The 24,096-nt window shown below is 38.3% G+C and carries 24 protein-coding genes and 1 tRNA gene; 22 read left to right on the plus strand and 3 right to left on the minus strand.

The window, feature by feature from the left end; genetic code table 11:
* Positions 1–13 precede the first annotated feature (13 nt).
* The 4 genes from EL171_RS02390 to EL171_RS02405 all read left to right on the plus strand — a co-directional run bounded on the left by EL171_RS02390 (position 14) and on the right by EL171_RS02405 (position 4,477).
* Positions 14–664, plus strand: a complete 651-nt coding sequence (locus tag EL171_RS02390) for a potassium channel family protein (protein WP_005385754.1) — start codon at positions 14–16, stop codon at positions 662–664.
* A gap of 113 nt (positions 665–777) precedes the next feature.
* On the plus strand, positions 778–1,584 hold the full coding sequence (locus EL171_RS02395; RefSeq protein ID WP_039969021.1) for a hypothetical protein: 807 nt from the start codon (positions 778–780) through the stop codon (positions 1,582–1,584).
* Between the two features lie 13 nt (positions 1,585–1,597).
* Positions 1,598–2,698, plus strand: a complete 1,101-nt coding sequence (locus tag EL171_RS02400; RefSeq protein ID WP_005385758.1) for an AAA family ATPase — start codon at positions 1,598–1,600, stop codon at positions 2,696–2,698.
* A 135-nt stretch (positions 2,699–2,833) separates the two neighbouring features.
* Positions 2,834–4,477 (plus strand): vWA domain-containing protein, encoded by a 1,644-nt coding sequence (locus EL171_RS02405; RefSeq protein ID WP_039969024.1) that lies wholly within the window; start codon positions 2,834–2,836, stop codon positions 4,475–4,477.
* A 124-nt stretch (positions 4,478–4,601) separates the two neighbouring features.
* Here the strand turns inward: EL171_RS02405 and EL171_RS02410 are convergent, their stop codons facing one another.
* A complete protein-coding gene (locus EL171_RS02410; RefSeq protein ID WP_039969026.1) occupies positions 4,602–5,279 on the minus strand; it encodes a metal-dependent hydrolase in 678 nt (225 codons plus the stop codon).
* 108 nt (positions 5,280–5,387) lie between these two features.
* Between EL171_RS02410 and moaC the strand changes: the two genes are divergently transcribed.
* From moaC to EL171_RS02460, 10 genes are all read left to right on the plus strand, one after another.
* Positions 5,388–5,900, plus strand: coding sequence for a cyclic pyranopterin monophosphate synthase MoaC (gene moaC, locus EL171_RS02415; RefSeq protein ID WP_005385765.1), 513 nt, complete (start codon positions 5,388–5,390; stop codon positions 5,898–5,900).
* A 28-nt stretch (positions 5,901–5,928) separates the two neighbouring features.
* The gene (trmL, locus tag EL171_RS02420) at positions 5,929–6,414 is read left to right on the plus strand and encodes a tRNA (uridine(34)/cytosine(34)/5-carboxymethylaminomethyluridine(34)-2'-O)-methyltransferase TrmL (protein WP_005385766.1); all 486 of its coding nucleotides are present in this window, start codon (positions 5,929–5,931) and stop codon (positions 6,412–6,414) included.
* 104 nt (positions 6,415–6,518) lie between these two features.
* Complete coding sequence (locus EL171_RS02425) at positions 6,519–6,884, plus strand: YlbF/YmcA family competence regulator (RefSeq protein ID WP_039969028.1); 366 nt, start codon at positions 6,519–6,521, stop codon at positions 6,882–6,884.
* Positions 6,859–7,788 carry a UDP-N-acetylmuramate dehydrogenase gene (gene murB / locus EL171_RS02430; RefSeq protein ID WP_005385768.1) on the plus strand — a complete coding sequence of 310 codons (930 nt, stop codon included), beginning with the start codon at positions 6,859–6,861 and terminating at the stop codon, positions 7,786–7,788. Before EL171_RS02425 ends, murB begins: the two co-directional genes overlap by 26 nt.
* Positions 7,789–8,090: 302 nt before the next feature.
* A complete protein-coding gene (typA, locus tag EL171_RS02435; protein ID WP_005385769.1) occupies positions 8,091–9,902 on the plus strand; it encodes a translational GTPase TypA in 1,812 nt (603 codons plus the stop codon).
* 270 nt (positions 9,903–10,172) lie between these two features.
* Positions 10,173–10,895, plus strand: coding sequence for a DUF4198 domain-containing protein (locus EL171_RS02440; protein ID WP_039969029.1), 723 nt, complete (start codon positions 10,173–10,175; stop codon positions 10,893–10,895).
* A gap of 153 nt (positions 10,896–11,048) precedes the next feature.
* Positions 11,049–13,295, plus strand: a complete 2,247-nt coding sequence (locus EL171_RS02445; RefSeq protein WP_005385771.1) for an autotransporter family protein — start codon at positions 11,049–11,051, stop codon at positions 13,293–13,295.
* Positions 13,296–13,505: 210 nt separating this feature from the next.
* The gene (locus tag EL171_RS02450) at positions 13,506–14,141 is read left to right on the plus strand and encodes a flavodoxin family protein (protein ID WP_005385772.1); all 636 of its coding nucleotides are present in this window, start codon (positions 13,506–13,508) and stop codon (positions 14,139–14,141) included.
* A gap of 36 nt (positions 14,142–14,177) precedes the next feature.
* Positions 14,178–14,636, plus strand: coding sequence for a low molecular weight protein-tyrosine-phosphatase (locus EL171_RS02455; RefSeq protein WP_039969030.1), 459 nt, complete (start codon positions 14,178–14,180; stop codon positions 14,634–14,636).
* Between the two features lie 171 nt (positions 14,637–14,807).
* Positions 14,808–14,882, plus strand: a tRNA-Arg gene (locus EL171_RS02460).
* An 83-nt stretch (positions 14,883–14,965) separates the two neighbouring features.
* Here the strand turns inward: EL171_RS02460 and EL171_RS02465 are convergent.
* Positions 14,966–15,385, minus strand: coding sequence for a hypothetical protein (locus EL171_RS02465; RefSeq protein WP_005385774.1), 420 nt, complete (start codon positions 15,383–15,385; stop codon positions 14,966–14,968).
* A gap of 601 nt (positions 15,386–15,986) precedes the next feature.
* Between EL171_RS02465 and EL171_RS02475 the strand changes: the two genes are divergently transcribed.
* Together EL171_RS02475 and EL171_RS02480 are read left to right on the plus strand one after the other, a co-directional pair.
* The gene (locus EL171_RS02475) at positions 15,987–16,802 is read left to right on the plus strand and encodes a class I SAM-dependent methyltransferase (RefSeq protein WP_005385776.1); all 816 of its coding nucleotides are present in this window, start codon (positions 15,987–15,989) and stop codon (positions 16,800–16,802) included.
* 9 nt (positions 16,803–16,811) lie between these two features.
* Positions 16,812–17,141 carry a nitrous oxide-stimulated promoter family protein gene (locus tag EL171_RS02480; RefSeq protein ID WP_005385779.1) on the plus strand — a complete coding sequence of 110 codons (330 nt, stop codon included), beginning with the start codon at positions 16,812–16,814 and terminating at the stop codon, positions 17,139–17,141.
* Positions 17,142–17,190: 49 nt separating this feature from the next.
* Here EL171_RS02480 and EL171_RS02485 read toward each other — a convergent pair whose 3' ends face one another.
* Positions 17,191–17,469, minus strand: a complete 279-nt coding sequence (locus EL171_RS02485) for a hypothetical protein (RefSeq protein ID WP_005385785.1) — start codon at positions 17,467–17,469, stop codon at positions 17,191–17,193.
* Positions 17,470–17,662: 193 nt separating this feature from the next.
* On the opposite strand from EL171_RS02485, the gene ilvB reads away from it, so the two are divergent.
* The 6 genes from ilvB to EL171_RS02515 all read left to right on the plus strand — a co-directional run bounded on the left by ilvB (position 17,663) and on the right by EL171_RS02515 (position 24,094).
* Positions 17,663–19,390, plus strand: a complete 1,728-nt coding sequence (ilvB, locus tag EL171_RS02490) for a biosynthetic-type acetolactate synthase large subunit (RefSeq protein WP_039969031.1) — start codon at positions 17,663–17,665, stop codon at positions 19,388–19,390.
* 8 nt (positions 19,391–19,398) lie between these two features.
* Positions 19,399–19,911, plus strand: coding sequence for an acetolactate synthase small subunit (ilvN, locus tag EL171_RS02495; protein ID WP_005385789.1), 513 nt, complete (start codon positions 19,399–19,401; stop codon positions 19,909–19,911).
* A 161-nt stretch (positions 19,912–20,072) separates the two neighbouring features.
* Entirely contained in the window at positions 20,073–20,660 is a 588-nt protein-coding gene (locus EL171_RS02500; RefSeq protein WP_039969032.1) for a beta-class carbonic anhydrase, read from the plus strand.
* A 31-nt stretch (positions 20,661–20,691) separates the two neighbouring features.
* Positions 20,692–21,156 (plus strand): hypothetical protein, encoded by a 465-nt coding sequence (locus EL171_RS02505; protein ID WP_005385793.1) that lies wholly within the window; start codon positions 20,692–20,694, stop codon positions 21,154–21,156.
* Positions 21,157–21,242: 86 nt separating this feature from the next.
* Entirely contained in the window at positions 21,243–22,565 is a 1,323-nt protein-coding gene (locus tag EL171_RS02510; RefSeq protein ID WP_005385795.1) for a fibronectin type III domain-containing protein, read from the plus strand.
* A gap of 344 nt (positions 22,566–22,909) precedes the next feature.
* A complete protein-coding gene (locus EL171_RS02515; RefSeq protein ID WP_039969033.1) occupies positions 22,910–24,094 on the plus strand; it encodes a M20 metallopeptidase family protein in 1,185 nt (394 codons plus the stop codon).
* Positions 24,095–24,096 lie beyond the last annotated feature (2 nt).

A 24,096-nucleotide genomic window follows, 5' to 3' on the forward strand; every position in this document is an offset into this window, starting at 1 on the left:
AAAGAGGTCATATATGAAACATAAAACGATAGCAGTAATAGGTCTTGGTCAATTTGGTGGCACTGTTGCCAAGATGTTAGCTTCCATGGAGCATGAGGTATTAGGTGTAGATATTGATCCAGAAGTTGTACAGAAAATTTCGCCATTTATAACACATGCTATAGTTGCAGATACAACTGATGAAGAGGCAATCAAAGAATTGGCCCTAAGCCAGTTTGATATGGTTATTGTGGCTATAGGTGGAAATCTTCAAGCTAATTTAATGACAGCTATGCTTCTTAAAGAATTAAATGCACCTAAAATTGTGGCCAAGGCTGAAAATAATATACAAGGCAAAATGCTTCATAAAATAGGTGTAGATCAAGTGATTTACCCTGAATACGATATGGCATTACGCCTCGTACAGTTTTTAACTAGAGACCATGTGATGGATTATTTACAACTATCTAAAAATATTAGTCTCATAGAAATTAAGGTGCCAACATTCTTGGTAGGATCTAATTTAAAGGATTCTAATTTGCGTGAGAAATATAATCTTAATGCAGTAGGCATAAGACGCGGTGAAGATTTAGAAGTTCCACCAAACCCAATTACCATTCTCGGTGAAGATGATAAATTATTAGTAATTGGGAATAATTCTGATTTAGATGCATTAACGGTGTAGTAAGTATACGAAAGAGATATAATTATATCGAAAAAATGTGATACAATAAAAATAGAATTCAGTATAGGCCATACGTATTCGTATGGCCTTTTTAAATAGAAATGAAGGTTAGTATGACAGAAGAACAATACATAACGGCGCTGACCAATAACCCCCATGGAATTCGGAATATTCCAAACCCTACAGAAGCAATGCAACTTACCTGCGTAGCTCAAAATGGCATGTTGTTGCAATACATTAAAGAACCTACCGAAAAGGTTATTGAAACGGCGCTTTCACAATCACCACGAGCCATACAATTCGTGGAACATCCTACAGAAGAACTATTACAGGCCTTGGTGAAAAAAGATTGGGCTGTTTTAGAATATATCGATACCCCATCCGATGCAGTTGTTCAATGTGCACTCAATCAATCTGGGTGGGCTATTCGCTATATTGCAAATCCATCTGAAGCACTGCAGTTAGAAGCTGTAAAGTCTAACTACGATGCTTTGCAATATATTAAGGAGCCTAGTGAAGCCGTACAATTGCAAGCAGTTAAAGAGAATTACTTGGCATTACGTTATATTGATGAGCCTAGCGTAGCCGTATTAGAAGCAGCAGTTAAACAAGATTCTCAAGCGATGCGGCAAATTACAAAGCTTACAAAGGACTTGGCATTGCACCTATTTGGTGTAAGTGCTGCCACACTAGGGTATATACCAAATAATTTAGGTGTCACTGTGGACGAAATTAAATCGATCATCATTAGCGCCATCTCTAGTGATACAGCTGATGAAGACTATATTCGTGAATTGATTAACAACCAAGCTATCGGTGGTCGCCAATCTAAATGGCATATCGACCTATTGTCACTTATAGACGCTTATGGAACTAGGGCTGTTAAGAAAATTGCAGTCAGTGAATATTTGAAGTATTAGAAATGGAGACACAATGAACTTTATAGATACAATGGCAAGTGTAGAATTAGTGCTTGCTGCTAATCAAGTGCCTTTGCTCGTTGGTGAAACGGGCATTGGTAAAACATCTCTTGCGGCACGCGTAGCTACTGTGCATGACTGGGAATTGGTAACCATTGATGGAAATCTTTTAAAAGAAGGTGAAATTGGTGGTTTACCAACTGTAGAATCTGTAACACATACAGATGGTCGTGGTAACACACATTCTGTAAAGACTACAGTGTATGCTGTACATCATACGTTGGAACATGTGGCTCAAGCTGTGGATAAAGGTCGTCAAGTATTACTGTTTATCGATGAAATTAACCGTGCTGAACATGCAGTACAACAGGAGTTAATGAATCTTATCTTGAATCGTGAAATCAATGGCTTCTCTTTAAGTGATCAAGTGCGTATCATCGCCGCTATGAACCCTGAGGATTCTTTTGACTACCAAACTATCGACATGGACCCGGCACAACAAAACCGTTTTGTATGGCTCTATATGAATGCTGATTATATGCAATGGATTGACTGGGCTATAAGTGCTGGTATTGAGGAAAAAGTTATCGAATTCATTTCTTCCTATCCAGAGTATTTAAATCAACGACATGAAGATGATATTGATGCGACACCACGCTCCTTTGAACGCGTATCTGGCCTGTATACGATTTATAAAAACCAAGAAGATTCAGCCTATAGTCGCGATGTATTTATGAATGTTATCCGCGGTAATGTAGGTAAACTCATTGCCGAGGCGTTTGTAAACTTTATCGAGTCAGACCAAGAACCACTTATTACCTTTGATGATGTATTGGTGGCGGTTCAAAAGCCAGGGGCCATTATGTCTATGGCTGAACAGGTTAAAGGTGAAAGTCCAACACGCTTATACGTAGCGGCTAAAAATATGTTGCATCGTTTAAACCGCAATAGCAATGCCGAAGAAGTTCATCACTTCATTGAATTCCTTACATTGTATCCAGGTGATCTACGCGTAGCAGTTATGAAAGACTTGCGTAACACATACGAACGTGTTTTCGCTTATGCCATTGAAGATGACTTGTTCATCGATACCTTCTTTGAAGCACAAAAATAGTTCTGCTCCATAGTTAACTAAATGAAGCTGTCTATATGGATAAAGAAATTTAGCGAATGATTGGGGATACAATAACCAATATATAAAACATGATATACATAAAATCTGATGTTAAACGAAAAAGGAGGTGGAATGATGCAACGAAATTTAGATAAAGATGATATTCGCGACGCCTCTGATTTACTCACTCATATAGACGGGTGGGAGAAAACAGGTTCCTATGATGAGAAGGCCATCGAGGCTCTCGATCGTTGGCATGCAAAACGGGAGCGTATTCATCGTGAAGCAGAGGCCTTGTACACGCAAATCTATGCTGCTTACGAAGCCTATGTAGATAGTTATGAAGCACAACATCATAGCATGGAACCAGAACGCATAGCGGCAGACTTGATGAACCATAATATGTCTGATAGTCATATAGGGACCATAGGACGTGCCTTAGATGAGATACAAATTGAAGGCACCGATTTTGCGATAATGCAACAAGCCGTAATGACACCTGCCTTTGAGCAACGATTATGGAATATTTTACATGATGTAAATAGCTTACTCCTTGAAGAGGACCAATTCTTTGGTTATTTCTATTTACAAATGGCTCATCGTATTCGTTTTGATATGACCAGTGCCTTCGGTATTAACTTAAAACAAGGTGGCTATGTATTATATGTAAATCCTTTTATCTTACTACGCCAGCCACCAGATGTTATGAAAGATGGCATTAAGCGTGAAATTCTTCATATTATTTCTGCACATTTGATGCGCGTAAAAACATTGAGTCAAAGCTTTAATAAAACGGCCGTACATATGGCGATGGATATGGTTGTAAATGACTACTTAGAACATGTTGATCGTGATGCGGTTACTGTAGCCAATGTAAATGAACGTTTTGGATTGATGCTCAAACGATTCCGTACCATTGAGTATTACGCCAAGGCCATCGATAAGGCGATGAAGGAAAAGCCTGAACTCTTTGTACCTGTAGATAATTCTGATACAGCTGTAGCTATGGAGTTTGACTCTCAAACTAGCCATGATATTTGGGATGAATCTGATTCCATTGATACGGATACGATGGACCAAATTACGGAGCGCTATATCAACGAAGCCTCAAAAGGTGATATGGAAGGGTATGTGAAGAGTCTCATCGATACCTTCCAAAAGACGCGTCGTGCTCTTCCGTGGTATTTCTACCTTAAAAAGCTTATGGGCAAGGTAGCAAGTGGGTACAAAAAAACGACGATGCGTCGCAATCGTCGTCAACCTGAGCGCTTGGAGTTGTCTGGTACCTTGCGTCAACATAAAGCTAATGTATGGGTTGCTCTCGATATGAGTGGTAGTATTACCGATGCAGAGTTTACGAACGCCTTAGAACAAGTACTGCAAATTGTACATGCCTATAACCATCGCATCACCGTTGTAGAATGTGATAATGAGGTGCGCCGTACTTATACGATGGAATCAGTAAAAGATGTAAAGCCTCGCCTTGATGTGCGCGGTGCAACAGCTTTCTCGCCAGTATTTTCTTTAGCCAATCAAAACCGTGTGGATTTATTGGTTTACTTCACGGATGGCAAAGGCGAGGAACGATTACGAGAGGCTCCGAAAGGGTATAAGGTTTTATGGGTTCTTACAGGGGAAAATCCTCAACTATCTCTTCATAATCCGTATGGCATGGTTCGTGAACTAGGTTATGTGGGTGTAGATGAAACACAAGATATAGATGAATTTGTACGTATGTCTAGTCGTAGTGGCTTTTCTATGGCTAACCAAGAGGTTTAGGCTGCTTTATAAAGGTGAGCATTGATATATTTTGGTTTAACCTAGAGATGTGTTTATAAAAGCATATAAAAATGACGCAATTCCTTAGAATTGCGTCATTTCTACGTAGATGTTATTTTTTATTTTAGTTATTGAGCTCGATAGAGGAACCTGGATCGATAATGAGGGCTGTTTGATTATATTTGCCTTCAACTAAGCTTGTAAATACACCTGGTTCACGGTCGATAACAGGCCATGTTTTGTAGTGAATTGGAATGGAGATACGCGCTTTTACATAAGAAGCAGCAAGAGCTGCATCTTCAACGCCCATCGTGAAGTTATCACCAATAGGAAGTAAAGCGTAGTCAATATCTCCAAAGCGATTCAATAATTTCATATCGCTAAAGAGTGCTGTATCACCTGCAAAGTATACAATATCTCCATAGAAATCTACGATACAACCTGCTGCATGACCACCAGGGATACCAGCACCGTGGAAGGCTGGAACTATGCGAACAGAACCGAATTCAAAGTCAAATTTACCGCCTAAATGCATAGCGTGTGTACGACAACCAGCAGCTGCTGCTTTACCTGCTACCTCTGCAGTAGAGATAACGAGCGCATCATTTGTTTTAGCAATGAAATCTGTATCGCCATAGTGGTCATCGTGACCATGGCTGACAAAGATATATTGGCATTTGATATCTTCTTTTTTTGCGATATCCCATGTATTACCTGTTAAGAATGGGTCGAAAATCATGGACACATCACCGCGTGTTAGCATAAAGCAAGCATGACCGAAATAAGTTAGTTTTGTTTTCATAGGAACACTTCCTTCCTTATACATATAAATCTTAATTCTATTGTATAATATAACTAATGAAAATAAAACTATTGATGATAATTTATGCATAATTAGTAAGGATATAGTATGGATTTAACACATTTTGATCAAGATGGTAATGCTTGGATGGTGGACGTATCCGATAAGGATATCACATCCCGCACAGCCATCGCAGAAGGATTCATAGCAATCAATGATGTAATTTATGAGCGCATTGCTGGAGGTACTATAAAAAAGGGCGATGTCCTTAGTGTTGCGCAACTAGCTGCTATTATGGGGGCTAAGCAAACGAGCAATCTCATTCCTCTTTGTCATCCATTAGCGCTCACAAAGGTTGAGGTTCACTGCTCTTTAGTAGATGGTGAAAGCCCTGCTTGCACTGATGAAAATCATAACAAGGCCGTCAAGGTACGTGCCATCGTTAAGACTACTGGAAAAACGGGCGTTGAAATGGAGGCCCTTACAGCTGTACAAGTGGGCTTGCTCACCGTATACGATATGTGTAAGGCCATTGATAAAGGCATGATTATGGGACCTACATACCTCGTAGAAAAAGAAGGCGGGAAAAGTGGACATTTTGTGCGTTCCTTTGTAGAATAATATAGATATAAAGAATAGGGGAACGAAAATGGAAATAGTACTTTATGAGCCAGAAATCCCTGGCAATACAGGAAATATAGCGCGTTTATGCGCAGCTAATCACATGACCCTACATCTTATCAAACCACTTGGTTTTTCTATCGACGATAAGCACGTGAAACGAGCTGGTCTCGATTATTGGCATTTGGTAGATGTACAGGTACATGAAAATATTCAAGAGTTGTATGCGAAATATCCTGATCGCAGATATTTCTACGCTACTACAAAAGCAAAGCATACCCACTCCGAGGTAAAGTATGAAATCGGAGATATGCTCGTATTCGGTCCTGAATCAAGAGGCTTGCCTGAAAGCTTATTAGAAGGTGTTGAAGAAACATGTATTCGCATACCAATGGTAGATGAGGCGCGTTCTCTAAACTTATCTAACGCAGTAGCCATTATTGCGTATGAAGCTATGCGCCAACTTGATTATCCAGATCTCAAGGCCGAAGGCAATTGGATTCAACCTAAATAAATATACTTTCACCATTGAGAGATATACAATAAATATGTGTTAGAAATCCTACCCAATCTACATGACAGGTAGTATTTCGACAGGTGTTGTTAGAGGAGGATATTATGAACTACGATAAAGCTCATGATTTAGCTCACGCTATGCGTGAATCCGAAGAGTACAAAGAGTTAATGGCTGCTCAAGAAGCTTTGAAAGCTGATGCAGTAGCAGCGGCTTTGGTGCGCACATTTATGGCACAACAAATGCAATGGGAATACGCAAAGTTGTCTGGTGCACCAGAAGCTGATGAATTGCAAAAGAAACAAGAGGAAATGATGCCTCAAATTCAAGAAAATGCTGCAGCGGCTGCTTATTTACAAGCACAAATGCGTTGGAGCCAAATCTCTAATGATATTTATAAAATCATTAGCGAACCAATCACTGAGGGGATGAAAGTGTTAGATCATGGCGAACAACAACCACAACATTGAGGCATTAAAAACTGCCTTATTAAAAGAATTACCAAGTACACGTGTACGAGAGCAGGAGTTGCTTTGCAATCATACGACATTTAAAATCGGTGGTCCTGCTGATTTATTTATTGAACCTACTACAATGGCTGAGTTGAGCTTCACACTTCGCACCATTCATGAACTTAAAGTGCCTGTAACTGTTATCGGTTGCGGGTCCAATATTTTGGTGAAAGACGGTGGCATCCGCGGCGCTGTTGTATCGGTTCGTCATATGACCCAAATCATGGATTGCAATGATAATGTATTATGCATTGGTTCTGGGTATATGTTAAAAGATGCGTCTGAATTTGCCTGGGAAAATGGTCTCTCTGGTCTTGAGTTTGCCATTGGTATTCCAGGAACATTGGGCGGTGCTGTATTTATGAATGCAGGTGCTTATGACGGGGAAATGAGCCATGTAGTCACATCAGTACTAGCTGTAGATTTCGAGGGGAATATCAAGGAATATGATGCATCTCATTTAGATTTCGCATATCGTCATAGTGTATTCCACGATAATCATGAGGTTATTGGTGAAGTCGTTATGACCCTTAAACCAGGCGACAAGGATGCTATCAAGGCTCGCATGGATGAGCTCACAGAAAAGCGCGAATCTAAACAACCTTTAGAGTATGCTAGTGCAGGTTCAACCTTTAAGCGACCGCCAGGGTATTTTGCAGGTACTTTGATTGAACAAACAGGTCTTAAAGGGTTATCTGTTGGTGACGCACAAGTATCTCATAAGCATGCTGGTTTTGTTATTAACACTGGCAATGCTAAAGCTAAAGATGTACTTGATCTTATTAAAGAAGTACAAAAACGCGTGTATGATCAACATGGTGTACATCTAGAACCAGAAGTACGTATGATTGGTGAAGATTAATACAAACTAAATATTAATACAAGATTTCTTATGTGACGTTCCTCTTATCTTATTTGAGGCAAGGTATCATAAGAAATCTTTTTTAATACCATATGCTTATGTAGCTAATTTGGCCTTAAGATGACTCAAAAGTATAATCAAATGTAGAAATTGCAATGATTAGAAATCCTATACTTCTTTGACTTTTTTCTATAGACTACGTTATAATTAAGTGTTGCCAATTTTGGGAATATACCTACATAGCTACTTTCACAAGCGCTATGTGATATAGAATATACTGAAAGAATTAAAGGGAGGATCTTATGATTCGCGAAAATCTTCGTAATGTAGCGATTATCGCCCACGTTGACCATGGTAAAACTACTTTGGTGGACGCGTTATTAAAACAAAGCCATGTGTTCCGTGAAAATGAAAAAGTAGCAGAACGCGTAATGGACTCCAACGACTTGGAACGTGAACGCGGTATTACTATTTTGTCTAAAAACACTGCTGTTATGCATGATGGCATTAAAATCAACATCGTTGATACTCCAGGCCATGCTGACTTCGGCGGCGAAGTAGAACGTGTACTTAACATGGTTGACGGCGTATTGCTTCTCGTAGATGCTTACGAAGGTCCAATGCCTCAAACTAAATACGTTTTGCGTAAAGCTTTAGAACAAAAGTTGAAACCAATCGTTGTTATCAACAAAATTGACCGTCCTGACCAACGCGTTAAAGAGGTTGAAGATGAAGTACTTGAATTGTTCATGGAACTTGAAGCTGATGATGACCAACTAGATTTCCCTGTAGTATACGCATCTGCTCGTGCTGGTGTGGCTAAAACTAACTGGGATGACGAAGCTGTAAATATGGAACCATTGTTTGAAACATTGATCGAAGAAATTCCTGCACCACAAGGTGATTTGGAAGGTCCTCTTCAATTCATGGTTACTACACTTGATTACGATAACTTCATCGGTAAAATCGCAGTAGGCCGTATCGTTCGCGGTAAAATGAAACCTAACCAACAAGTAGCTATCATGACTGGTGAAAGCACTCGTAAAGCGAAAATCGGTCGTGTATATACATACAATGGCTTGAACCGTGTTGAAACTGACGAAGCTGAAATGGGTGATATCATTGCGTTCGCTGGTATCGACGATATCAATATCGGCGAAACTGTAGCAGATGCTGAAAATCCTGAAGCATTACCATCCATCTCCATCGACGAACCAACATTGTCCATGGTATTCTCCGTAAACAACTCTCCATTCGCTGGCCGCGAAGGTGAATTCGTTACATCCCGTCACTTACGTGATCGTTTGTTCCGCGAAGTAGAAACTAACGTTTCTATGAAGGTAGAAGAAACTGATTCTGCAGATGCTTTCAAAGTATCTGGCCGTGGCGAATTGCATTTGGCTGTATTAATTGAAACTATGCGTCGTGAAGGCTATGAATTACAAGTAGGTAAACCTCGCGTAATTTTCAAAACTATTAACGACAAATTGTGCGAACCATTAGAAGCATTGACTATCGACGTACCTCAAGAATTCATGGGTACTGTAATGGAAAATCTTGGTCAACGTAAAGCTGAATTGACTAACATGGTTGAGTTAGCTGGTTACCTTCGCATGGAATTCGTAATTCCTGCACGTGGTTTGATCGGTTTCCGTGCACAATTCTTAACAGCTACAAAAGGTAATGGTATTATGAACCATGTATTCCATGGTTATGCACCATACAAAGGCGAAATTCCTTCCCGTACACGCGGTGCCTTGGTAGCATTTGAAAATGGCGAAACTACTCCATATGGCTTGAACTCTGTTCAAGATCGCGGTACATTGTTCGTTGGTCCTAACCAAGACGTGTACGCAGGCCAAGTTATTGGTGAAAACACTCGTGAACTTGATATGGATGTTAACCCATGTAAGAAAAAACACGTTACTAACATGCGTTCTAGCTCCTCTGATGAAGCAGTTCGCTTGACTCCACCTCGTATCTTCTCCTTGGAACAAGCTCTTGAGTGGATTAACGATGACGAACTCGTTGAAGTAACACCTGAAAGTATTCGTATGCGTAAAACAATCCTTGATCGTAACGCACGTGCGAAAGCTGCTAAAAACAAAAAATAATATCCTTAGTGATATAAAACGACGCTCCTATGGGGGCGTCTTTTTTGTTGTCGAAATTATAAAATTTTTATAACATATTCCTATATATTATATCCTTATGAAAAGTTGATGATAATTTTATCATTAATGCTAGATTCGTATACAAATGGTTGTATATACTAACTCTGCATATTAACTAAGTTATAGGGGTATTGGTATATACGAAACGTATGGAAGGCTGTATAATAATATCAAGTTTGTTGAAACAAGTTATTGATTATGGAGGTTCTTATGAATAAGAAAATTCTAGCTTCTTTATTTGCTGTAGGTTTAGCTGCAGGCTGTGTATGCTCTTCTGTTGATGCACATGGTGTGTTCTTCGCTAACCGTACAGATGAAAAAGTACTTGTATTAGGTGAGGGTCCTGTAGATAATGCTTATAGTGCAGATATGGTAAAAAATATTACTGCATATGATGTACAAGGCAAACAAATTCCAGTACAAGTTGTGAAGCATGAAAAAAATATAGCTATTGTTCCACCAGCAGATCTTGGTGTAACTGTAACTAATTTCGATTATGGCTACTGGACTAAGACTAAAGATGGTAAAACAATTCATAAACCAATCACCGAAGTTCCTGGTGCGGTTAAGAGTACACATGCTATCAAATATGATGTTCATTACTGGAATGCACAAGCAAAACCATTTGTAGATAAGAATGCATTTATTCAAATTGTACCTTCTGTTAATCCATTGACATTAAGAAAAGGTGATACCTATGAAATCCAAGTGTTTAAAGATGGTAAACCATATGCGAATGCACCTCTTATCAAAGATTTAGTAAATGATTTAACTGGTGAAGCTAAAGCCGATGAAAATGGTAAAGCTACTGTAGCTGTTACAGCAGATGGCTTAAATGTAGTAGGTGTTGAAGTTGCATTCCCTACACAAACTAAAGGGGAACAAAATAAATACTTTAGTGCATTGTCCTTCCTTATTTCTCCTGAAGAATAATAATTAGTAATTTTAGTACTTACCGAGTGTGTGAGTTAATAGAAGACCTCCTTAGTTGGACTAAGGGGGTCTTTTTATATTTTGAGCAAATAAAAATGTAAATGTGTTCTGTGAGGACGCTTACCTACAAGGTAAGTAAAAGGAGAGATTATTATGAAGTTACATCGCCATTTATCCGCTGTGATGGCTGCTTTAGTTTTAACTGGTATATCTTATTCTGCGATAGCAACAGAAATTACTGTAACAAGCGATAAAGCAGAGGAGTTGCTGGGTTTAACAATGGGGTCACCAGTACAAACGCAACCTGAGGTTAAACACATAGAGGATACATTAACAGTTAATGTACATGGTAAAAGTTTAACAGAGGCTGGTAAAAGTAAGAATGTTACAGGTATTTATAATGGCTTTGGTTCACAACTAACGGTAGATAAAGACCTTATTGTACGATTAAAGAATGATGCACCAGCATCGAAGCGAGAATTAGGTCATTATTATATGAGTGCAGTCTATGCTGGTTATGGCGGTAAGGTACCACGTCTAAGTAAAGATAACCCTGATCGAGACTATGGTGATACTAATATTCATGTGAAAGGTAATGTAGATATCGATGCTATCGGCTCTGGTTTACAAGTCAATCAACGAGGTCATATCCTTGTTGATGGAGGCGGTAAGATTATCACTCATCCTGTAGAAACATCTGATACCTATTCTGTAGTAGCAGAAGAAGGGGATGTATATGTTAATGCAGGCGCTGATGGCAAACATCCAGGCACTCATGACTTGGTTGTTGTTGGTAATGTAGGCTTAATCGATAAGGACTATGGTCGCGATCCAAACCATAATGAAGAACCGACGAATGTAGGTTTAGCTTTCACAACACCAAATTCTAGCCTCACAGGTGCTGTATTAAATGAATATGCTGAAAGCAATAAAAATCCTCATAATTCTGGTGCAGATATTTACTTACAAAATGGTGCTACTTGGAATAATGAGTGGATTGGTATAGAGCGCCCTACACCTAAAAAAGAACGTCCATCAGGGGATAATGCAGCATACCTATACAAGGGCAGTAAGGTTCGTAATTTTGTAGGTGGTGTTAACCCAACTGCAGTAGGTAACATTCATCCTATCGATGCGCGGCCTATAACAATTCAGAACTATAGCGGTTATGTGAATACTATTTATAAATCTGGTGTGCCGGCTAGTGATACAGGAAAAGGGCAAATCATCGTTGAACATGCGGCGGATAATAGCCATATTACAATGCAAGGCGACCATTCCGGTAATACCATCGACGATGCAAGCTACAAAAAGGATATTCAAGCATTAGCTGAGAAATTACAATACACAGGCAATGATAAGAAGCTTAGCACAACAGTTCAAATTAATGAAGGTGTTACTACACCTGGTGCTGTAGCAGACCTAGGGGCAGATCATTTTGATTCTCAAGGTCATCTCGTTGTAGATGATACAACAAAAGTTGTTCGTGCTAGTGAATCATCGCTCGTAGGTGGCACAAAATCTGCCCTTACTTCAACAGTTATGGCGTGGAAAAATAATACTAATAATTTACAACGTCGTTTAGGTGACCTTCGTCTAGCTAATACAGATAAAGGAGTATGGGCTAAATATATAGGTGGTAAATCTAAGATTACAGATGGTGCTGATGCACATATGACATACAATGGCGTACAAGTTGGTTACGACCATAAGGCAACTAATGGTTGGATTTTTGGTGGTGCTATTGATTACAGCACATCTAGCAACTCTTATGCCAACGGCAGTGGCGACGGTAAGCTTGGCGGTATAGCCTTATATGGTACAAAACAACATGAGGATGGTCGGTATATAGATATCATCGCTCGTGGGAATAGATTATCCAACGACTATAGCCTTAACTCAATTAGTGGCCAACGTTTGAATGGTAACTACCATACATTTGGTACATCCTTGAGTGCTGAATATGGCAAACGTATTAAAAAACAAAATGGTTTCTATATCGACCCTAGTGTAGAATTTATTCTAGGGCGTTTAAATGGTGTATCCTATGATGCAACTATTGCAGGCGGCGGATCCATGCATGTGAAATCTGATGCTGTAAACTCTGCGGTAGGTAGACTTGGTATTGGTATTGGTAAAGAAACAGAAAAATCTAATATCTTTGCAAAACTAGCACTAGCTCATGAATTCTCTGGTAAGGTAAATACTACATATTCTGCACCAGGTAATCCAACAGTACAAACAACTGTAGATTTAAAGGATACATGGCTTGATGCGGAAATCGGCGGTTCTTGGAGCGTTCGTCCTAGTACATATCTATATGGTACATTCACTAAAAACTTTGGTGCTACTATAGATAATACATGGCGTATCGATGCAGGCGTTAGACATAACTTTTAATTAAATATATGAAAACTCTGTAGTAGCTTGAATTGAGTTGCTACAGAGTTTTTTTGTAAAAGTGTTTATGTGAATTATTCTTTATCGGCAAATAGACAATATTAACTGGCTTGCTGTGATAGGCAGACTTTAACAATTTTGTATTTCTATGATAGTATATAGAGGCTAGTTAATATGTAACTTCTTAAGTAAGAGTTAGGAGGATATAATATGAAAGTTTTAATCGTAAATGGTAGTAGTCATGTGAATGGCACAACAATGCAAGCTATAAAAGAAGTACAAAAGGTCTTTACTGAGGCAAATGTAGATACTGAAGTCATTCAACTTGGTAATAAGCCGATTCGAGATTGTATTCAATGCGGTTATTGTTTTGAACATGGTGAATGTGTATTTAAGGATGATGATGTAAATGCCTTTGTAGAAAAAGCGAAGGATGCAGATGGCTTTATCTTTGCAACACCTGTATATTATGCACATCCGAGTGGACGTATTTTATCCTTTTTAGATCGCGTATTCTTTAGTGCAGAAAGTGTAAAGCCAAATCCATTTGCCTTTAAACCAGGTGCATCTATCGCCGTAGCTCGTCGCGGTGGTACAACGGCTTCCTTTGATGTACTTAATAAATACTTTGGTATTTCTCAAATGCCAATTGCAGGCTCTACATATTGGAATATTAGCCATGGTCTAGTAGCCGAAGATGCTAAGCAAGATGAAGAAGGTATGCAAACAATGCGCAACTTGGCTAGAAATATGGTTTGGATGATGCGTAGCTTTGCTGTAGCTAAGGAACAAGGTGTACCATATCCAGATACAGAGAAAAACGTATCTACGAACTTTGTACGTTAATACCTTAGCGCTTGGTTAGGTACTATAGGAGTTATGATGGTTAAAATTTTATTCATTTGTCATGGTAATATTTGTCGTTCAACGATGGCTGAGTTTTATATGAGGCATATCGTTGCGAAAGCTGGACTTAGCGATTCTATTTACGTTGAGTCTGCCGCCACATCTCGTGAGGAGATAGGAAACGACACCCATTATGGGACTAAGCAAAAACTAGATGAAATGGGTATTCCTTATACTCGTCGTAAGGCTCGTCAAGTAACTGTTGATGACTATCACAACTTCGATTACCTCATTATTATGGATGAAAATAATGGACGTAATTTAAAACGAATTATTGGTGATGATTTAGATTCTAAGGTATTCAAGGCCATGTCTTTTGTTGGTGAAAGCCGAGATGTAAAGGATCCTTGGTATACGGGAAATTTTGATGAAACCTATGATGATGTCAGTCGTAGCTGTGATGCTCTATTAGCGTTGATTAAAGAAAAAATATAAATATAAAGACCTTACTATTAGATGATGTAGCAATAGTGATTGAGTTTAACTATAGTTATTCCAATCTTGAATTGATTTAATAGTAAGGTCTTTTCTATATACAGACTATCTTGCTTTATACTTTATACTATCGAACCATAACGTAATATGGTATAATTTTTAGGTATTCATGCGCCTATAGCTCAGGGGATAGAGCGCCGGTCTCCGGAACCGGGTGCGCAGGTTCGATTCCTGCTAGGCGCACCAAATAAAAGGCTTCTCGAAATTTCGAGAAGCCTTTTTATGTGTCTTTATTCTTTAGGTTGATGTATAGTTCAGAAAATTATATGTTAGCATCTATATTTAGTACAACGAATTCCTCGTGCTTGAAATTCATTCATCAGTAAGTCTATTGATTTATCAATGATTTCTTCATTAGTTATATATACCATCTTTTTGTAATAGACAGTACCATCAAATTCTATCCAACGGCTTGTTTTACCATTTAGTTTACAAATTTGCATTCTGCCGGCCCAGCTACCCATACTACGGAATTGTTTTCCTTTAGAAAAACGTACCTCACGAATATCGCTAAATTTAAATGTTCTTCTTACTAAGCCAATGCCTATAGAGACTTGATCATCCTTAAAGTAAAGAAGTTTATAACGCTCTCCAGGAGGCATAGATCTGATTATAGATAAGTTATAAGTAGCAAAAACTACAGCAATAGCGATCAATAGAAACATAAGGATTATCATATATTTTCCCATACTTTCAAAGCCTCCTTTTCTTTATTATAATAAATATAAATAATATATGAAACAGCTATATTAACTCTAGTAATAGGAGAGAAACGAATGGAAATACATGCACGAACTACTAAATGGAGTAAGGGTGTATATGTTGATTCCCACCATTGCTGTGTTTTTCGGGATTAAAAAGCCTTTACTCAAGAGGGAAACAAGAAAATTGTTAGAGAAGAAATTAGGGTCTACGTGAAGCTTTCATTACTGGATCTGAACAGCTACGAAGTAATGAGCATATTGTTGATATAAATGATTTAGAAAACCTCTACTCCAATGAGTGGAGGTTTTTTTATGGTGATATATAGGGGATGTGGTACAGCTAAAAGCTCCATATAGGATTTTATATTTGATAGTATTGAAATAGCGTGTAAATGTGATTTGAGTAACACATTTTATTTTGAGAATGATGTACAATAAAAATGTCCTTATGAAAATCTGAACATCCTAGCTGGAACACTAGGCATATAGGACGTGATGAATAACATATAAATTATCTAATTAAGATTAATAAAGTACTAAATTGTATCATTGAATAGTTTTGATGTAGTGATACAGAGGAGATAGAATGACAAATAGAATACAAGAACTCACCGTCGACGAAACTTGGCGTAATGAGCAAGATGCGTGGAATAATCGATCTAATTACTTTGTAGAAATGCACAATCGGGACGATCGTAAGGCGCAGGTTACAGAGTTTTTATCCTTCTTGAAGGATGAAAATCTTTTGCCCCCTAAAGACGGTTGTACCCTTGATATTGGCTGTGGTGTATGTGACTATGCATTAGGATTGGCTCGTGAAGGCTATAAGGCAACAGGTATAGATTTATCTGATGGTATGATTCGTGGTGCTAAACAATTAGCAGAGGCAGAAGGTTTAGATCTTAGCTTGTATATTGCACCGTGGTCTGATGAAACTCGCCGTGAACTAAAATGGGATAAAACCTTTGATTTAACATATAGTATTTTTTGCCCTATCATGTTTGATGTAGAAAACATTCGCGCCATGCATGAATCAAGTAAGGACAAATGCTTGTGGATCGCTTTTAGTGAACGCAGTGATGAAACGGTAGATATGTTATCTGAACATTTCTTTGGTCGCGATTCATTTCCTTGGGATGGTAAGATGAAAGCATGTTTAGATGTTATCCATGAAATAGGACATAATGTAAAAGTGACTTATAAAACAGTGCCTGAAACAGAGGTTATGAGCCTTGATAAAGCGGTTAATTACTTTGCTATGCGACTTCATAATAATACATGGGGCGATATAGAAGATATGAAAGTAGAAATTAGGAATCTCATTGAACCATTAGCCATTAATGGAGAAATCCATAATAAAACAGTTGATAAAGTGGCATGGGTATCATGGTCTGTGAAATAGGAGGGTAGTATGACAGTTGATGAAAAACGTAAGTTAGAACTAAAAACTATGTACCAAATTATTGGCATCTATTGTCATAATAAGCACCATACTCCTAAGGGGCAGCTATGTGAGGCTTGCGAGCAGGTTTGGGAATATGCGGAGCATCGCATTGATGCATGTCCTCATATGGAAAGTAAAACATTCTGTAGTGTATGTAAAACCCATTGCTATGCACCTAATTATCGTGAAAAAATCCGTGAAATTATGCGTTATGGTGGACCAAGGATGTTACTGGTATCGCCGATCCAAGTCATTAGACATATGTATCTTGAATGGAAAGACAAAAAAAGAGGCTAGCCATGCTAGTCTCTTTTTAATGGTTTTATCACGTTTTCATGTAATAATCTTATGCGATTGCTTTGTCCAATACAGCTTTGATTAATGCTTTTGTTTGGTCATAGCTTTCACCAGGTTGAGCCTCATATTGTTTGTCGAGGTCGAACCATAAGTTTGGATAGTACTCATAAGGGTGAGTTTTGAAGAGCTCATGAGCGTCTTGATCTTCAACCCAGTTGATATGAATGTCTGCATATGCAGGGTTTTCTGCAACAAGTTCATCGATAGCACGGAATGCATTTGCACAATAAGGGCAACCGTTTAAGTGGAAACCTAAGATTTCTTTCATGGTTTTACAGTCCTTTCCAGACAAAATTAATATATATTTCTATAATTTGAGATTTATTACATACTCATGTACCACAACATGTGGTACACTACTGAGTATAACACATCTATATAAGATATTCAATTTTTTGGATATATCGAATGAGAATATTGAGAATGCGATATGCATTTTTTACATAGTTAAGGAGGCACCTATGATTTCAGGCGCAGCATATGTGGTGAAGGCCCTTCAAGAGGAGCAGGTAGATATACTATTCAACTATCCTGGGGCAGCAACCATTGATATCATGGATGAATTATATAAACAAGATAAGGTAAAAGTAATTTTGCCACGTCATGAGCAAGCATTGGCTCATGCAGCAGATGGTTATGCTCGCAGTACAGGTAAAGTAGGGGTGTGCATGGTAACCTCTGGACCAGGTGCGACAAACCTTGTGACAGGTATTGCTACAGCATACGCTGATAGTGTTCCTCTTGTTTGTATTACAGGTCAAGTAGACTTAGGCCTCATGGGCAATGACGCATTCCAAGAGGTGGATACGGTTGGTATTGTGCGCAATATCTGTAAATATGCTGTTACCGTTCGTGATCGTAAAGAGCTAGGGCGTATTTTGAAAGAAGCCTTTTATATTGCCCGTACTGGTCGTCCTGGTCCTGTAGTGGTGGATGTTCCTAAAAACATTCAAAAGGCTATGGGCTCTGATGAGTATCCTACAGAGGTTAATATTCGTGGCTATAAACCAAATACAACAGTTCACGTAGGACAAGTAAAAAAAGCATGCTCTATTATCAGCAAGGCTAAACGACCACTATTCTTATTAGGTGGTGGCGTTAGCATTAGTGGTGCTAACGACCTCATGATGAAGCTAGTAGAAAAAACAGGCATTCCTGCTGTAACTACATTGATGGGGAAAGGTGCTATCGATAGTCGACATCCTTTATATCTCGGCAATATTGGTATTCATGGTGGCTATGCACCGAATGTGGCACTCACTGATTGTGATGTAATGATTTCTATTGGTACACGCTTTAACGACCGTATTACAGGCAAATTAAGCACCTTTGCACAAAATTGTAAGATTATCCATATTGATGTGGATGCAGCATCTATTTCTAAAAATATTAAGGTAGATATTCCAATCGTAGCAGATGCTAAATTAGCTATTGAAAAATTATTGGAATATATTGAACCTCATGATCTTGGTGAATGGCCTGCGCAATTACAACAACTTAAGGCTGAGCGCCCTGTTACACAAGCTGGTGAAGAGGGCTTAACACCTCAAATTGTTATTGATTATATTAATAACCACTATGCACGACCTATTGTTGCTACTGATGTAGGACAAAATCAATTATGGACCACACAATTCCTTGAAATTAAAGGACAACACCAAATGTTGACATCTGGCGGCCTTGGCACGATGGGCTATGGGTTCCCAGCGGCGTTAGGGGCTCAAATTGGCAACCCTGATAAACGAGTGTTTGCTATCTGTGGTGATGGTGGCGTACAAATGAATATCCAAGAATTTGCCACAGCTATGCATTACCGTTTACCTGTAATGCTCATCATTTTGAATAATGGCTTCCTTGGTAATGTACGCCAATGGCAACAATTGTTCTACGACAAACGATATGCTTGTACTAATTTGTTGATGGATGAAAGCTCTATTGTGACACGTGATATGATCGATAATGATGAGTTTGAATACGTTCCAAACTTTGTACAATTGGCAGAAGCTTATGGTGCAAAGGCAATGCGCATTACTAAGGTAGAGGATATCGAAAAAGGCTTCCAATTGGCAGATACTTTCAAAGATGGACCAACCTTACTTGAATTTATCATTCCTACAGAACTTAATGTTTTGCCAATGGTACCAGCGGGCAAGTCTTTAAGCGATATGTTATTAAAGGATAAAAAATAGGAGGGGCTATGGAATTACATATGGAAAAACGCTGTATTTCAGCGTATGTAGAGAACCAAATCGGCGTATTGGCTAAAATTTCAGGCCTCTTCGCAGGTAAAAATTATAACCTTGATACATTGACTGTAGGAGAGACAGAAGATCATACCATGTCTCGTATGACCATTGAGCTCACTTGCGATGATTTGACATACGAACAAATTATTAAACAGCTTAATCGCAGTGTAGAGGTGATTAAGGTTATCGACTTTACAGATATGCGGATTACAAAAAAAGAACTATTGTTTATTAAGGTGAACAGCTGCAAAGAAGCAGATAAACAAGAAATCTTCCGCATTGCTCAAACCTTTGACTTGTTGGTAGTCGATTATAACCGCAAATCTGTTCTCGTACAATGTGTAAAAACAGTATCTAAAAATAACGACATGATTGCTCTATTTAAAGATATGTTCGTTAATCGCATTGAAGTTGTACGCGGTGGTAGCGTAGCTATCGAAGCACTATCTACACCTGATAGATAAGTCTTAACTTAATTATTCTAAATCTATTTCTGGAGGATAATGATCTAAAACTGGTAGTGATTTAGAATGGGTACAACTGAATATGATATAATATTTATATCGACCATTATTGATATAGAGACCTTGGTTGTATGCCAAGGTCTTTTTATATAGGAGGTACTATGAGTTTATTAGATGATATTTTAGCCCATAATAGAGAATATGTAGAAGATCAAAATACAGGTTATGTAGAAACAGATACTAAATGCAGTAAGATGCCTAGTCGTGAAATGGCAATCGTTACATGCATGGATACACGTCTTGTTAATTTCTTAGAAGATTCCATGGATATTGGACGCGGTGAAGCGAAAATCGTAAAGACTGCAGGGAACTGTATTACAGGTCCCTTTGATGGCGTTGTACGTAGCTTACTTGTATGTATCTATGAGCTAGGAGTTAACGAAATCTTTATCATTGGTCATCACGAATGTGGTATGGCAAAAACTACAGCAAAAGATCTAACCGAAAAAATGTTGGCTCGTGGTATTGCACCAGAAGCGATTCATATGGTCCGTAAAGAAATGGAACACTGGGCAGATGGATTTACACACCCTGCTGAAAATGTAGAAGACACTGTAGACGAATTGCGTATGAATCCTTTGATTCCGAAAGACGTACCTATTCACGGTCTTATCTTCCATCCTAGAACAGGTGAAATTGAAGTCATCGTTAATGGCTATACACAAATGAAACAATATTACGAAAAATAGTAGGTAAATACTTTAAAAGAGGTATTGTGAATTGAGCAATATAGATAGATTAGATACATTTGAGGTAGCGTGTAAACATTTTCTGGGAGATTTTTCAAATTTTAAAAATCTCATTTCTACCCAAGTTCAATCGTTAAATGGTTTAGAATGGTCTTTTGATAAAGGTTCTACTAAGGTTTGTAGTGCTGACGAAAAGGGCTTAAAAAAACGATGCAAAGTTGGCATAACATATAGACTACAGGTTGAATTATCTCAAGTTGATACGGAAATTATTTGGTCAGAATTTAGCCGATTTTGGGGTGCCACTACTTTAAATCAGATTGAAAGAGTATACAGTAATGAAGAATTAGGGCGCTATCAATTTATAGCTAATAATTCTATAGGCGATGAGCTTACATGTAATATCTATTTACCTAATGAGTGGAATATACCGCAATTAAATATGTTGGGTTTTGTTTCCGCTAGATATAGAAAAGTAGATGTTGAAGAAGTATAGCAAAATCTTATTTGACTTAAAGCTCAGTGTAAGTTTTATAATGTGTTCATATTAGTACTTAATACATATTTACATAAAGGAACTATATGAATAAAAGTAAATTATTAAAAACAATTATAGCTATTGCAGCATTGGTTGTATTAGTCATAGTTGGCTATGTATATAAAGATGCTATACAGAGTCGTATAGCTCGAACAGCAGCTGTTGTGAGTGGTCAAGAGATAAAGCCGCTCCTTGATTCGGAAAGCCGTTACATTCGACAAATTGTAGCTCAAGATAATAGCACAAGCCGTACTATTATGTGGCAGTCTGATAACAGTGAATCTGATGCCATCATAGAATATCGCCAAGATGGGACCGATACTATACAAACCATAAATGCTACAGATAAAGTTTTTACTGATGATGGCAGTACTACCTATATCCATGAGGCCACATTGACAGGGTTAACACCTAAAACAAAGTATGAGTATCGTGTTGGGTATGGCAGTGATCGCCGTAGTGATTGGTACTCCCTGGAAACGGCTGGCGCTAGTGTTTATGATGTGCTCATATATCCAGACTCTCAGTCGGGGGATTATTCTCAATGGGAAGAGATTGTTAAGGATTCTGCACATCGCAATCCAAGGACAGCCCTGTATATTAGTATGGGGGACCTTGTAGATAATGGGGAACAAGACTATCAATGGCGCACTTGGTTAAATTCCATTAGACCGTTGAGTGCTAATGTGCCGTTAGCAACGACCTTAGGCAATCACGAGATGTATACATTAGATTGGAAAATGCGCGAGCCTTATGCGTATTTGAATTACTTCGCAGTACCGCCTAATGGGAATGAAATTTTTAATCGTCGTTATTATTCCTATGACTTCGGTGATGTTCATTATGTTGTATTAGATACGCAACTTTATGAAAGCAATCATGAAGATAATCATGATACACATCATCCAGATCTTTATGATGTACAGATTCAATGGTTACGCCAAGATTTAGCAGCAAATATTAAAAAGTGGACCGTAGTTCTCATGCATCGGGATCCATTCCAATATGCCTTTGACCGCCCTGGCGCAAGTCGTGATGTAGGATTCAACGAAGAGGGCGTATTGTTTATGCCTATCTTTGATGAGTTTAATGTAGATTTAGTGTTGTCAGCTCATTTACATTCTTATCGTAATAGAGGGCATGTACGTAACTTTGATCGAGATGCTTCGGGACCATTATATATTCTGACTGGTATTGCCGGAGATGCTCGTCGTCCTAAGTGGAAAGAACATCCTTTAGATGTATATGTGGCACCAGATCGAGATAAGAATAACTATATGACGATGACTGTTACACCGAATAAATTAATAGTAAAAGCTTTCTTATCAGACGGTACACAGCTAGATGAGTCGGTTATAGAGAAATAGAAGCACAAGAATATAAGAATATATAAGCAAAAGACACCTTCCTTGGAAGGTGTCTTTTTTGTGTGTTTATACAAATAGTTTTCTCTCATTTATAGTTTAAATAGGTAAACATATAAATGATAATTATATATTTATTAGATATTTTATATGCTAAATTAAGTTCATGTAAATTACAGTTCTAAGGACTATGATAAAAATTAATTCATAGCATAACAAATAAAAATACAGAAAATTTGTATAAAACTTGAATAAAACGACTGATAGTATTATAATACGTACATAAGTTATAAAAATACGCTAATAATGTATAAAATATACATATAGTGTATAAAGGAGATAGAGTAATGAATACATTACAAGATTTGATCAAGAAATATGCCGCACAATATAAAGAACAAGTTGTAGAATGGCGTCGACATATTCATAGTCATCCAGAGTTATCTGGTGAAGAGCAAAATACGTCTTTATTTATTCAAAAGGTTCTCAACGAACTAGGGATTCCTTTTGTAAATGATATTTCTGATTATGCGGTAATCGGCAAGATCGAAGGAGCTCATACAGGTCCTGTTATTGCATTGCGTGCCGATATAGATGCATTACCCATTCATGAGGAAACAGGTTTACCATTTGCCTCCCAAAATAAAGGTGTTATGCACGCTTGTGGACACGATAGCCACATAGCGATTTTGCTTGGTGCAGCAGCCATTTTACAGTCTATTAAAGACCAATTGCATGGCACCGTAAAGCTCGTATTCCAGCCTTCCGAAGAGGAAGCATTATTCCCAGGTGCACAAGGTATTGTAGATAGCGGCATTCTTGATGATGTAGATGAAATATATGGCCTTCATGTATGGCCACAATTACCGGTTGGTACGGTAGGTCTAAAAAAAGGTAATTTGATGGCTGCATCGGATCACTTCCTCGTCCATATTAAAGGGAAATCGACCCATGGAGCGGAGCCTCATAATGGGGTAGATGCCATCGTAGCAGCCGCAAACTGGATTGTAAACGTAGAATCTATTGTGGCTCGTGAAACGAATCCAATGGAAAATCTAGTATGTACCATCGGTGTTATCAAGGGGGGCGACAGATACAATGTAGGCTGTGGCGATGTATATCTAGAAGGTACTTGTCGTACTTATGAACCAGCAAAACGGGATTATATAGAACGACGTCTTGGTGAAAGTTTACAAGCTCTCGATATGTTATTAAAAACAGAGAGTACCTTAGATTATAAACGTGGTCATGGTGCTACTATCAATGATCCGGATGCCATCGATTATGCCACATCTATTGTAGAGAAATATCTTGGGAAAGAAGCTGTAGTACATCCTGAATTTCCGTCCATGGCAGCAGAGGACTTCTCCGCGTATCTTCATAAAATAAAAGGTGCTTTCCTTTGGTTAGGTACTGGATTTGAAGGTAATCCGGCCTTGCATAATGAGGCTTTCACCATTGATGAAAGCATCCTAGAACCTGGTATAACAATGATGTCTGCCATTGCCGCCGAATTTTTACAAGAAAAGTAGTT

It is taken from the genome of Veillonella dispar (genome assembly GCF_900637515.1).
GTDB classification, from domain to species: Bacteria; Bacillota; Negativicutes; order Veillonellales; family Veillonellaceae; genus Veillonella; species Veillonella dispar.